This is a genomic window from Bacillus sp. TL12, assembly GCF_022625245.1.
In the GTDB taxonomy this organism is placed as follows: domain Bacteria; phylum Bacillota; class Bacilli; order Bacillales; family Bacillaceae_G; genus Bacillus_A.
On the sequence record NZ_JAJJBY010000003.1, the window covers coordinates 235426 to 247194 of the forward strand.

Genomic DNA, 11769 nt, shown 5'->3' on the forward strand with positions numbered 1-11769 from the left:
CCACCTTCCAAACCAACTTATATTTCTTCAAGCTGTGCTGGTGCCATGATGAGATCAAACTTTTTCTCTATTTATTTTCATTCCACATGAACGAAACAAATCCTACCAACTGCAAGGTAATATTTTTAAGCAAAATTCCAAAATAAAAGGGCTCTCCAAAAACTGGAAAGCCCTTTTTCTTCTTAATGTGCAGACACATCACTAACTCCATGACCTGTGTTCGATTTGACAAGAATTTCATCAAACTTCGCTGCATCTTCTTTCTTACTGGAGAAGATTGTCCCTAAATATGCTGCTAAAAATCCAAGTGGAATAGAAATAATCCCAGGTGTTGTATAAGGAAATAAAGCTTCTCCAACAAAGATTGCTTTCCCAGCTTCAGGACTCCAAACATTCGGGCTTAGTGCAACTAATACGATAGCTGAGACTAAACCAACCACCATTCCGCAAATCGCTCCTGTTGTATTAAATCGTTTCCAATAAATTGTAAACAAAATAACCGGTAAGTTCGCACTTGCAGCAACAGCAAATGCTAACGACACGAGGAATGCAACGTTTAATGTTTGAGCAAATAGGGCTAAAATAATAGACAATACTGCAACTCCAATTGAAGCATAGCGCGCCATCGATACTTGTTCTTTTTCTGTTGACTTGCCTTTACGAATAATCTCATTATAAAAATCATGTGCAAATGCAGAGGCTGCTGTTAAAACAAGACCTGCCACAACTGCTAAAATTGTTGCAAATGCAATTGCTGAAACGAAAGCAAATAAGAAATCCCCGCCAAGTGCTTTTGCTAATAAAGGTGCTGCCATATTACCAGCTGGGTTTGCCTGGATAATTGCTGCATTCCCTACAAAGGCAGCTGCACCAAAACCTAAGAAAATCGTCATAATATAAAACGCTCCAATTAACCATGTTGCATATACAACAGACTGACGTGCTGTTTTTGCATCACGAACAGTGAAAAAGCGAACAAGAATATGAGGTAAACCAGCTGTCCCTAGAACGAGACCTAAATTTAAAGAAAGCGTATCCAATCCATCCTTATACTTCACTCCTGGATTTAAAAATGCTTCCTTTAAAGGTGTTGCCGTTTTCATCTGTGCAAACATTTCTGTTACGCTAAAATTAAATTTCGCAAATACGATTACTGAAATAATAAATGTCCCTGCCATTAATAAGACAGCTTTTACAATTTGTACCCAACTTGTCGCTGTCATCCCCCCAAAAATTACGTACACTGTCATTAGCGTTCCAACAATTAAAACCGATGTCGTATATTCAATTCCTAATAATAATTTAATAAGTGCTCCTGCCCCTACAAGTTGTGCAATCATATAGAAAATTGAAATTGTCATCGTATTTAAAGCTGCGACTCCGCGCACCTTTTTCGCATCAAAACGTGCTGCAATCATATCAGCTAATGTATATTTCCCTAAGTTTCTAAGCGGTTCGGCAACAAGATATAATACAACTAAATAAGCAACAAGAAAGCCTATGCTATAAAAGAAACCATCAAATCCAGTTAATGCAATTGCTCCTGCGATTCCTAGAAAAGAAGCAGCTGACATATAATCTCCCGCAATGGCCAGACCATTTTGCCAACCAGTCAAGCCTCCTCCTGCCGTATAAAACTCGCTCGCATTTTTCGTCTTTTTCGATGCGAAGTATGTAATGACGAGCGTACCGAGAACGATAATCAAAAATAGTGCAAACGCCGTTACGTTCAAAATTATCCCCTCCCTTTCTGCATATCTTGAAGAATTTTTTGTGAAGCCTTATCGAATGATTCCGCTTTTTTGCTATACATCATACATAACGCCCACGTCATAATAAATTGTGCAAAAGCAAAGATCCACGCCCACGTAACATCCCCAAATGCTGGTGTATTCAATACTTTGGAATAAGAAGTCAAAAGCGGTAAAGCAATAAAAAAACTAAAAAAGAAAATACTCATCGGGACAATAAATTTCCGTTTCTTTTCTAGCAATGATTGAAATTCCGCTGACTGAACGACTTCTGTATAATTTACCTCGCTTTGTAACTTACGTGCTGAACTATCTCTTTTCACTTGCCCTCTCCCCTCTCCATCATCTTTCAAATCCAATCCCTTCGCATAACAAAAAACTAAATTTTATAAATATTCAGAAACTTATACTTAATTTTAGACAATCTCTCCTTCTCTGCAAAGATTTTTCGCTAGACATTTTTCGTCACATTTTTCCAATTTTTTAATATATTTTTGCAAAATAGAAACAACATTCATCGCACTACTTCCTGATTTTTCTCTTTCTCTAGATCACGTGCCGTCCTACTTAATTCAACATCTTTTCCATTTTTATACGTACCAAATAAAAAATCATGCACTGGGTTCGACACACCGAACCAATAATTTTCATTTTTATAATGATGCAAAATATGTGTTTTTTAACCATCTACCAAAATGAATCAACGGACGAATTGGTCTATGCGCTATATAATGTTTCCATTCATAAACAAGCAGCATCACAATCATCCCGATTCCAAATGAAAGTGTAATGGTTACATGATTTGTCACTCCATACAGAATCAACAAATAAATCACAAATCCCGGCATGCTATACCAAACTGGTAAAAATAATAGTTTTAAATCATCCGGATACACATGATGATCATAATGTAATCTCTTTAACATTTTCAGTAGAACTGGATTCTTAGGAGGTTTCATATGAAATAAAAACGGATGTGTCACATATTCATTAATTGTATAAAAAAGGATACCCGCAAGACATGATATAGCCGCTATTCCTGTAAATAATTGCATTTGTAAAATAATGATAAAAAGAATTAGTACTCCAAATATAATGATAATATCATGTTGTAAAAAGAATTCTTTCAACACTCTTTTCATTTACCCTATCCCCTTTCTTCGAAAAAATAGCCGTAACATATCGTTACGGCTATTTTTACTTTATCTATGCTATATTTTGTTCTTTTCATTACAAATTTGCTCGCCGTTCTATTGTAGAGAAAAAATTTTGCGAACCTAAAATATTTTGTTTCGGTATAATCTGTTCTACTGCGAAAACAGTTACTTCGCCCCTCTGTACCTCCCCAATAATAAGTCCAAATATTTCATGATTTACAGCAAATGTTGGTTGCTTTGTTTGAAGTAATCTTTCAATAGTTTGAAGAACGGCTTCATATAAAGGATTTCTGTCCGTTACTTCTTTTCTAATTTTGGGTGCTAATGTAATAATAATTTCTTTTCCATTAACTGTGGTTCGATACATAGAAATCTCCCCTTCGGTTTCATATGAACAACTGTAACGCTTTATACGCAAAATGAATCGAATATCCAACTAAAATAAAACCAGCTCCCGCTGTAATATAACCGAGTGCCTTTGGCTTAAGCAATGTTCGTCCAAAATGAACAGAAAAAGCAATATTTAAATTCCATAAAATAATGCCTCCAATGATGCAGAGACTATATAAAAATGCTTCTTGTTTCGTTACCTTCGTAAGCAGCGAACTAAGCGTACTCCCATATACACCAAACCAAAAGACAAGATTTAACGGATTAGATATTGCAATTAAAAATCCTGCCATAAAAGATTGACGAAGTCCACCTACCTCTTCTTGTTTATATTCCATATTTGAATGTAAAATTCCTTGTTTTACACTTTGAAATCCTAAGTAAAACAATAAGAAAAAACCGATGCAATACATAAATGCTTGTACGTATGTATACATAAACACAGAAGATAATCCAAAGTAAATAAGAAACATAAACAAAATATCTGCACTCATTCCCCCTATCCCAACAAGCCAAGCATGCCAAAATCCACGTTCAATCCCTCTTTTTAACATTTCAATATTAATCGGCCCTACTGGTGCTGCTAATGAAATTCCTAGTATGAATTGCTGTATAATTGCTCCAAACATCACTATATCCTTTCTATTATCTGTTTACTATTAACTAATGAGAAGATGGGGAAAAATAGACTAGCTTTTATGAAAAATATTCATATATAAAATGCCCTTTTCTATCCAAAATATGCAAAAAAAGCCGCTCCTTGGCGGCCTTCATTTCTTTGTTTTATGATGAAATGGGCATTTCCCTTCGATTGGTTCAACGTCATCTCCAATAAAATATTGCTTCCACTCATGGTGATTCGGATCACCATAATGACTAATATTCGGGTGTTTTGGCAACTGGTCCCACTTTTCAACCCGTTCTCTAACCATTTGTCTTGAGTACGAACCTTTGGGCCGATCCCCTTCTAGTCCATCAAAAATAATTCGTGGTTGAAATCCAATAATAAGTGAGTTCCCTAAATGTCTCGTTTTTCTTTGTTTATAAGCTGGAGCGTTCCCAAACGCAAACATTGGCTCTCCGCCAAATGAAAATTCCCATAAATGATGATTTGGATTTTCTGGAATCTGCTTTGGCCATAATTGATTATCTTCTTCATGTAAATATTGTAGAACTTTCCAAAAATACGCTCGGTAATGTTCAAGTGAGCATTCTTCATGTTCTGGCTCAACAAAAAGAAAAAATCCTCTTCTTACAACAGGTCGTTCGTTCATCAACTGTAAAAAAGAAAGCATTGTCTGTGGTAGATGACTCCAATCATCATGAGACAAGAATGAGTAGCGAAGTTCATTTTTCTTTAAAGCTGTTAAACCAAAATAACAAGGGAAAGTTGGGTCCAATACAACATTAGAAAAATTCTCAAATTCTCGTGAAACCCATTTTGGTATATCTATCCTATTTTTCATCCCTTCATTATCTAATAAATAAGACTGATTCATTCTCTCACCTCATTATGTACAGCACTCACTTAAACATATTAAAAAAGAGCTTGTCCTATACCAAAAAAACTTGCGTGAAAAATTATTTAAAAATACAAAAAGTTAAAAGCGCTTACTTGACTAAAATCTACCATTTCGTGTATATTAAAAATATCATTTAGCAGAATATTCGAGAATATAGCATTTTCAGTTTTATGAATTCGCAAATATTTCAAACGAACTTCACTAAATGAAAAAGTAATCGTTTTTTAGGAGGAATTGCAACATGCAAGGAAAAGTAAAATGGTTTAACAACGAAAAAGGTTTTGGATTTATCGAAATTGAAGGTGCTGACGATGTATTCGTACATTTCACAGCTATTCAAGGCGAAGGCTATAAAGCTTTAGAAGAAGGTCAAGAAGTATCTTTCGATATCGTTGAAGGAAACCGTGGACCTCAAGCTGCTAACGTAGTAAAACTTTAATCCAATATATAACAGGAGGTTACCTTATTTGGTAACCTCCTTTGTTATTCCTTTGTATATTTCCTTTTTGCAGAGTAAAAACTATGTGAAATGCGACAGAATATAAAGGAGGAATCGATAATGGGTTCACATGTAAATGATTTTGAAGAAGTAAAATTCCGCGTAGAAACAGCGCAAAAGATGGTAGGTTCTGCAACAATTACAATGGATCCCGAATCATTACAGCATGCGACAACTGCAGTCGAATCTGCACGCTCTCAACTTGAAATAATGAAATCTGTTGCAACAGATTTAGACGAGCCTTTTTTAATGAACGAAGAAAAAAAATTAAGCCTATGCGAACATCAATTGAAAGAAGCTAAGCATTAAAAAGCATCCAGAGAAATCTCTGGATGCTTTTTTACGATAATCGCTCTCCATATTCTTTTAATTTCTCTCCCACAGTACACTGCCGAATGCAAAAAGAATGGGCATAATATTTGCTATGCGTTTTTCTATAATGCTCTTGTAAAAAACACCCTTCACAATATATTTCTAATAGATCATTTACCTCTGTAATGAGCTGCTTTTTATTCACCACTGCACCTCTCTATTCCGTTATTTCTTTATGGCTGTCAATTACTGTCCCTTCTAATGCTTGTGTAGCCAATTGATGAGCTTCTTTATTTTGTTTTCTTGCTACTGGTTCACAGACAAGCTTTAATTTCATTTGCTTTGCTTTTTGTTCAATCTGATCTAAGTAATGATTCAAATGTTCGTCATAGCATGGCCATTCTCCAGCTAGTTGCTGAAGTACGACTTGAGAATCACCATGTAGTGTAACCGATTCGTATTTAATTCCTAATTCCTCTAGTACATTCATTCCATATAATAGCGCTGCATATTCCGCTTCATTATTATCATATATGCCGTCTATGTAAGCATTTCGGCGAACTCGGTACATCTTCTGACCTTTTTTATAGTAAATACAGATACCAATTCCAGCCTCTTTCGTCTCTAAATCATATCCCCCATCAAAGTAAATACGAATATCTTGTGGCTCCTCTTCTATTTGTTTACCGAGTTTTTTCATCTCTTTTAGCGTCCATTCCGCTCCCATTTCGTCATAAAATAATAGTTCCTTTACTCTTCCAGTTTTCTCAAAATCAGTTGCAAACTGAAGTGCATCTTCTATGTTCATATAATCTGTTGTTAATTTTGTTTGTAGACTCGATTTTGTTTTATATAACCAATGTATTTTATATTTCATATTCATTTCCCCTTATATAAGACTTCGTATTTTTTATTATATTTTACCAATAGTCATAGTATTATATTCGAATGGAAGTGGACAAGTGTCAACTTTTAAAATACAAAAAGAGCTGCTTGATATTGCAAGCAGCTCTTCCTATCCATGTTACATAAATCTCTGAAATTGTACTCGTTTATTCATCCAATACATAACCGGCATACCGATTGCCATTACAACAAATTCACCAGCTGCACATGTAAGCCATGTTAATAAAAATGGAAAACCAAGTGCAAGATGAAGCTCAATCGCTATCATAAACATAGTAATTGTAAAGATAACGGTATTAAAGATCATTCGGGCCCAAACACCCTTAATAAAGCGCATAGAAATAATCGTAGCAAGAAGTGCAAGAACGGATTGTCCCACTCCAAATACTAAATCATACGCAATCATAGGTGAGAAAAAGAGATTTGTTAAAAATACGCCTAAGACAATTCCATAAATTGATTTCTTATTAAATACAACAAGATGATTAAACATCTCCGAAATACGAAATTGTACATTCGTAAAGCCAAATGGCTGAATAAGTGCAGAAACGGCAATATATAGCGCCGCTAAAATACCATTACCAACTAATGTTTTTATATTCATGACAAAATCTCCTTAGTTTTTTTACGTGGGATGGTTTCGAACCACGTGATTCGTTTTTAAACAACAATTTTATATTGTACGCAATAGCCTGTCATTCGTCAATAGAATCTTCTCATTCACTACCCTTTTTCTTATAGACAACGTATAATAGAGAATATGAAAGGTTTAGGAGGTTTCACTTCATGACAGTAACAATTCAAAATAAAAAAGTGATCGTTTCCATCTCTGAAAAGGGTGCAGAGTTACAAAGCGTTCGTTTAAAAGAAGACAACACAGAATATTTATGGCAAGGAGATTCTAAATATTGGGGGCGCCGTGCACCAATTTTATTCCCAATTGTCGGTAGATTAGTGGACAATACATATTATGTAGATGGTAAACCTTATTCATTGACACAACATGGCTTTGCTCGCGATCTTATATTCTCGGTAAAAGAGCAAAACGAAACAAAGATTACATATGCTGTGACTAGCAATCAAGAAACTTTACAAAAATATCCGTACGAGTTTGAGCTACTTGTTTCCTATGAACTAGATGAGCAAAACATACATGTTACTTATGAAGTGATCAATCCTACTTCAAAAGAAATGTTCTTTTCTATCGGAGCACATCCAGGCTTCAATTGTCCTTTAGTAGAAGGTGACTCATTTACAGACTACCATTTATCATTTAATGGTCCTGAACATTTAGAAACAAGCGTTTTAAAAGGACCTTTTCTTTCAAAAGAAAAACAGCTAATTGTTGAAAATAAAGCAGAATTACCACTTACATATGATTTATTCAAAAATGATGCCCTTATTTTTGAAAATATGAATACAAATGAAATTTCTATTCGTTCTGATAAACATAATAAATTTGTAAAAGTAACATTTGAAGGTTTCCCATTCGTTGGTGTTTGGACACCAGATAACGATGCTCCTTTCGTATGTATCGAGCCTTGGTATGGAATTGCTGATGAAGTAGAACCAGCAAAAGATTTCAAAGCGAAAAAAGGCGTACAATCCTTACAAGCGAACGAAACATTCACATGCCGCTATAGTATCACAATAGGATAAAATACGTTTTCCTATCCCCCGTCTCTAAACATATTTTTAGGCGGGGAATTACTATCAACTAACGCTATATAACAATGGGGGATTAATTTTGATTGAAGTATATATCGATGGTGCATCAAAAGGAAATCCAGGCCCTTCTGGTGCTGGGGTTTTTATTAAAGGTGTGCAGCCAGCTGTGCAATTATCACTACCACTCGGAATCATGTCTAACCACGAGGCAGAATATCATGCATTACTCGTTGCATTAAAATATTGCACAGAACATAATTATAGCATTGTATCTTTTCGTACAGATTCACAGCTTGTTGAACGCGCTGTAGAAAAAGAATATGCAAAAAACAAAACATATGCACCACTTTTAGAAGAGGCACTAGCGTACATCAAAAAATTTGATCTTTTCTTTATAAAGTGGATTCCAAGTAATCAAAACAAAGTTGCCGATGAATTAGCAAGAAAAGCCATTTCACAAAATTAATGGGGGTTTTAGTGTGAGAAAAGGATGGATTGCTCCTCTCGCTTTATTATTTGTCTCCTTTATTTGGGGAGCCACGTTTGTTGTCGTTCAAAATGCAATGTCATTTGTTGGACCATTTACTTTCAATGGTGTTCGCTTTTTATTTGCTGGCATCATTTTATTATTTGTCCAATTCACGTTCTCGAAAAAAACTTCAAAACAAGAAATTCAACATAGTAGTATTGCTGGTTTAATTGTCGGATTTTTCTTATTTGTCGGTTATTTATTACAAACATTTGGATTACTCCATACCACTTCTTCTAAAGCAGGGTTTTTAACTGGACTTAGTATTGTTATGGTTCCAATTCTTTCATTTATCTTTTTAAAACAAAAAGCTACACTTTTTATCATACTTGGTATTACTGCTGCAACAGCTGGCTTATATTTACTAACCGCTGGTGATTCTTTTCAATTGAATATTGGTGATATACTCGTTCTCGGTTGTGCAATTGCCTTTGCAGCACATATTCTTATTAACGGGGTCTTTTCCAAAAAAATCTCACCTTTATTATTAAGCACCTCCCAAGTATTATCTGTTGGAATTTTCTCTTCCATCTGTGCTTTTTTATTTGAGGATTGGGAAAAATTATTTTCAATTTCTTTATGGACCAATTCTGCTTTTTTATTTGCTCTACTTATAACATCCCTATTTGCAACATCAATCGCTTTTTTTATACAAACAGCTGCGCAAAAGCATACATCCCCAACAAGAGTTGCCATTATTTTCGCAATGGAGCCTGTCTTCGCCGCATTAACAGGTGTACTTGTCGCAAACGAACAGCTTTCTATTTCCGCAGTGCTTGGTTGTCTTTGTATTTTCTTAGGTATGATCTTTGTGGAGCTTCCTTCAAAAACAAAAAAAGAAGCGCAGGCTGCGTGATGTTACGCTTGTAACGTCCGCATAAAAGCCTTTGCGCTTTTTTTATCAGTAATTTTCTCTTCCTTTAATCGTTCTAATAAAGCGATAAAATAACTGCCATCAAATTGCAATTGATGTTTAATTGTTGCCTCAATCGCTGCATTTACAAGCCCATCAGATGCACCTGTATACCCTTGACCAAACATAATAAACCCCTGTGCATCCTCTGATAATTTAAACCCTTTTGTATGTAAGAATGAAAGATAATCTTGTACCGTTTGCATGCTGTCCCACCTACCAAAAAATTCTCCACTTCCTATCATACATGTTTTTAGGCTTTATGAGAATGAATTTTTCTTTGACGATATTTATTGGATTTCTTAATTTCCTTATAGATAAAAATAACAATGAAGAATCCGCTAATTTTCACCTTCCTTTTCTCCCTCCTCTTAGTTATATTGCAAGGTGTTACATCATGTAAAAGTCAATAAAAATGAAATAACTTCCTTATATAAAAAGGAATCGTCTACAGTATCGAGAAATAAATAAAGTGTAACTTTAATCAGCAGGAAATTTCTTCATTACCCACTTCTCTTTTGATGTATTCTGAACATTGAGAGAAAGGGACGATTCCCCACAAATTACGAGATAAAAAGGAGAAATGTAATGAAACAAGCCCTATTAATTATTGATGCGCAACAAGAACTGATTGACGGTAACGAGCAAGAATCTGCAGTATTTCATAAAGATCATTTATTAACGAACATAAATATAGCCATCCAAAAAGCGATTCAAGCAAATGCCCTTATTATTTTCGTCAGAGATACTGATGTTGCTTCCGGTATGGGGAAAGGATTTCAAGTACATGAGGAAATCAAAATCCCTCATGCGGCACAAATCATAGACAAGCAAGCAACCAATTCATTTTATAACACCTCTTTACATACGATTTTAAGAGAGAAAGAAATTGGTCATCTTGTTATAGGTGGTTGTAAAACCGAACATTGTATTGATACTGCCGTTAGAACAGCAACGGTACAGGGATTTGATGTCACCTTAATCAAAAACGGTCATTCCACAAATGATTCTACGATTTTATCAGCTCAGCAAATTATTGAACATCACAATAAAACACTACATGGTCATTATAACGTCGATCATTTTTCTATTGTTAGAGATGTCGAGGAAGATTTGTTTTCCCCTATTCATAATCAATATCGAGAATAGGAAAATCTCATGTATGAATTAAAAAGATTCCTTTTTTAAAAAGGAATCTTTTTTCATCCAAATATCTGTGCAGCAATTCCATATAATTCACCATTTCGTTTCAAAAATTGATTACTGTTTTTCAACATAATTGGTGGTTGATTTACCTTTTGAAATCCAGCTGTCTCGAGCACTGTCATAAAAAATTCTTTTCCTTCTGGTACATCAATTCTAAGTCTTCCTTTATAATCTTTTGCCAAATGATGAACAATTGTAGTTGCGATATGATTATTCGGCGCAACAATCGGTCCTATCATTCTATTTTCTGGAGTTTGTATGCTCATTCCATATCCCACAATATAATTTTCTTTATCTTTTACAACTATGCACTGTTCAGATTGTTCAATTCTTCTCTGTATAAAGTTACTTCTATTTACCCCGAAAGCTGCTTCATCTAACTTCACAATTCCATTACTATCTCCCTTATCATAATCCATAAAAATGTGTTGCTCATTTCTATCGTAATCTTTAGGAGTTACATACTGATTACATATAAACTTTGAAATATGCCTAACCACTTGAAAACCTAATCTCTCATATAAAGGTCTTCCTTCTTCTGTAGCAATAAGCATAATTGATGTCTTTTCTGAAACACTTCTTATACAAGCCTCTGTAATTTTTCTGCCAATCCCTTTTCCTTTATACTGAGGATGTACAATGACCATGCCAATAGATGCTAATTTCTCTCCATATAGGATGATAGCTGCACTAGCAATAAATTCACCTTGCATATTCTTTCCGCCATATACAATTCCTGATTGAAAAATTGTTTTGATTTCTTCTAAACTATAATCCCATCCAACTAATTCAGATAAATTTATAAGATGCGGTGTATCTTTTTCCTCAATTCTCTCTATTACAATCACTACCTATCCTCCTTTTATACTCCATAAATGAATGTCTCCATACAACTCCCTTAAACATTCGAACTAG

Annotated in this window: 16 protein-coding genes, 1 pseudogene and 1 riboswitch; of the genes and pseudogenes, 6 read left to right on the top strand and 11 right to left on the bottom strand. The window is 34.7% G+C overall.

From position 1 onward, the window contains the following. Window positions 1-182 precede the first annotated feature (182 nt). From LOK41_RS04780 to LOK41_RS04805, 6 genes and pseudogenes are all read right to left on the bottom strand, one after another. The gene (locus LOK41_RS04780; protein ID WP_241815488.1) at window positions 183-1733 is read right to left on the bottom strand and encodes a solute symporter family protein; all 1551 of its coding nucleotides are present in this window, start codon (window positions 1731-1733) and stop codon (window positions 183-185) included. Window positions 1734-1735: 2 nt separating this feature from the next. After that, a complete protein-coding gene (locus tag LOK41_RS04785) occupies window positions 1736-2074 on the bottom strand; it encodes a DUF485 domain-containing protein (protein ID WP_241815489.1) in 339 nt (112 codons plus the stop codon). A gap of 191 nt (window positions 2075-2265) precedes the next feature. After that, window positions 2266-2893 (bottom strand): annotated as a pseudogene (locus LOK41_RS04790) (sterol desaturase family protein). An 88-nt stretch (window positions 2894-2981) separates the two neighbouring features. Continuing rightward, the gene (locus LOK41_RS04795; RefSeq protein ID WP_174103069.1) at window positions 2982-3275 is read right to left on the bottom strand and encodes a cytoplasmic protein; all 294 of its coding nucleotides are present in this window, start codon (window positions 3273-3275) and stop codon (window positions 2982-2984) included. A gap of 19 nt (window positions 3276-3294) precedes the next feature. After that, window positions 3295-3927, bottom strand: a complete 633-nt coding sequence (locus LOK41_RS04800; protein ID WP_241815490.1) for a LysE family transporter — start codon at window positions 3925-3927, stop codon at window positions 3295-3297. Window positions 3928-4068: 141 nt separating this feature from the next. After that, complete coding sequence (locus LOK41_RS04805) at window positions 4069-4797, bottom strand: YqcI/YcgG family protein (protein ID WP_241815491.1); 729 nt, start codon at window positions 4795-4797, stop codon at window positions 4069-4071. Window positions 4798-5062: 265 nt separating this feature from the next. Between LOK41_RS04805 and cspB the strand changes: the two genes are divergently transcribed. Beyond that, window positions 5063-5260 (top strand): cold shock-like protein CspB, encoded by a 198-nt coding sequence (gene cspB, locus LOK41_RS04810; protein WP_003196492.1) that lies wholly within the window; start codon window positions 5063-5065, stop codon window positions 5258-5260. 120 nt (window positions 5261-5380) lie between these two features. Next, window positions 5381-5629, top strand: a complete 249-nt coding sequence (locus tag LOK41_RS04815; protein WP_174103066.1) for a DUF2564 family protein — start codon at window positions 5381-5383, stop codon at window positions 5627-5629. Window positions 5630-5660: 31 nt separating this feature from the next. Here LOK41_RS04815 and LOK41_RS04820 read toward each other — a convergent pair whose 3' ends face one another. The 3 genes from LOK41_RS04820 to LOK41_RS04830 form a co-directional block, all read right to left on the bottom strand. Continuing rightward, complete coding sequence (locus LOK41_RS04820; RefSeq protein ID WP_241815492.1) at window positions 5661-5837, bottom strand: zinc-finger domain-containing protein; 177 nt, start codon at window positions 5835-5837, stop codon at window positions 5661-5663. Between the two features lie 12 nt (window positions 5838-5849). After that, on the bottom strand, window positions 5850-6509 hold the full coding sequence (locus LOK41_RS04825; RefSeq protein ID WP_241815493.1) for a ribonuclease H family protein: 660 nt from the start codon (window positions 6507-6509) through the stop codon (window positions 5850-5852). Window positions 6510-6656: 147 nt separating this feature from the next. Beyond that, the gene (locus tag LOK41_RS04830; protein ID WP_174103063.1) at window positions 6657-7142 is read right to left on the bottom strand and encodes a QueT transporter family protein; all 486 of its coding nucleotides are present in this window, start codon (window positions 7140-7142) and stop codon (window positions 6657-6659) included. 6 nt (window positions 7143-7148) lie between these two features. After that, window positions 7149-7193, bottom strand: a riboswitch (PreQ1 riboswitch). 131 nt (window positions 7194-7324) lie between these two features. Here LOK41_RS04830 and LOK41_RS04835 point away from each other — a divergent pair. From LOK41_RS04835 to LOK41_RS04845, 3 genes are all read left to right on the top strand, one after another. Beyond that, window positions 7325-8197: an aldose 1-epimerase family protein gene (locus LOK41_RS04835; protein WP_241815494.1), complete on the top strand. Its 873-nt coding sequence runs from the start codon at window positions 7325-7327 to the stop codon at window positions 8195-8197. A gap of 88 nt (window positions 8198-8285) precedes the next feature. Continuing rightward, window positions 8286-8672 (top strand): reverse transcriptase-like protein, encoded by a 387-nt coding sequence (locus tag LOK41_RS04840; protein ID WP_241815495.1) that lies wholly within the window; start codon window positions 8286-8288, stop codon window positions 8670-8672. 13 nt (window positions 8673-8685) lie between these two features. Continuing rightward, window positions 8686-9591 (top strand): DMT family transporter, encoded by a 906-nt coding sequence (locus LOK41_RS04845; protein WP_241815496.1) that lies wholly within the window; start codon window positions 8686-8688, stop codon window positions 9589-9591. A gap of 2 nt (window positions 9592-9593) precedes the next feature. On the opposite strand, the gene LOK41_RS04850 is transcribed toward LOK41_RS04845, so the two are convergent. Next, the gene (locus LOK41_RS04850) at window positions 9594-9854 is read right to left on the bottom strand and encodes a DUF6123 family protein (RefSeq protein WP_017152435.1); all 261 of its coding nucleotides are present in this window, start codon (window positions 9852-9854) and stop codon (window positions 9594-9596) included. 382 nt (window positions 9855-10236) lie between these two features. Between LOK41_RS04850 and LOK41_RS04855 the strand changes: the two genes are divergently transcribed. After that, window positions 10237-10797 carry an isochorismatase family protein gene (locus LOK41_RS04855; RefSeq protein WP_241815497.1) on the top strand — a complete coding sequence of 187 codons (561 nt, stop codon included), beginning with the start codon at window positions 10237-10239 and terminating at the stop codon, window positions 10795-10797. 53 nt (window positions 10798-10850) lie between these two features. On the opposite strand, the gene LOK41_RS04860 is transcribed toward LOK41_RS04855, so the two are convergent. Then, window positions 10851-11702 (bottom strand): GNAT family N-acetyltransferase, encoded by an 852-nt coding sequence (locus LOK41_RS04860; protein ID WP_241815498.1) that lies wholly within the window; start codon window positions 11700-11702, stop codon window positions 10851-10853. Window positions 11703-11769 lie beyond the last annotated feature (67 nt).

Excerpts from the sequence above, each read along its gene's own strand:
- LOK41_RS04795 (WP_174103069.1), bottom strand. The coding sequence starts at position 3,275 with ATGTATCGAACCACAGTTAATGGAAAAGAAATTATTATTACATTAGCA.
- LOK41_RS04800 (WP_241815490.1), bottom strand. The coding sequence starts at position 3,927 with ATGTTTGGAGCAATTATACAGCAATTCATACTAGGAATTTCATTAGCA.
- LOK41_RS04805 (WP_241815491.1), bottom strand. The coding sequence starts at position 4,797 with ATGAATCAGTCTTATTTATTAGATAATGAAGGGATGAAAAATAGGATA.
- cspB (WP_003196492.1), top strand. The coding sequence starts at position 5,063 with ATGCAAGGAAAAGTAAAATGGTTTAACAACGAAAAAGGTTTTGGATTT.
- LOK41_RS04815 (WP_174103066.1), top strand. The coding sequence starts at position 5,381 with ATGGGTTCACATGTAAATGATTTTGAAGAAGTAAAATTCCGCGTAGAA.
- LOK41_RS04825 (WP_241815493.1), bottom strand. The coding sequence starts at position 6,509 with ATGAAATATAAAATACATTGGTTATATAAAACAAAATCGAGTCTACAA.
- LOK41_RS04830 (WP_174103063.1), bottom strand. The coding sequence starts at position 7,142 with ATGAATATAAAAACATTAGTTGGTAATGGTATTTTAGCGGCGCTATAT.
- LOK41_RS04835 (WP_241815494.1), top strand. The coding sequence starts at position 7,325 with ATGACAGTAACAATTCAAAATAAAAAAGTGATCGTTTCCATCTCTGAA.
- LOK41_RS04850 (WP_017152435.1), bottom strand. The coding sequence starts at position 9,854 with ATGCAAACGGTACAAGATTATCTTTCATTCTTACATACAAAAGGGTTT.
- LOK41_RS04855 (WP_241815497.1), top strand. The coding sequence starts at position 10,237 with ATGAAACAAGCCCTATTAATTATTGATGCGCAACAAGAACTGATTGAC.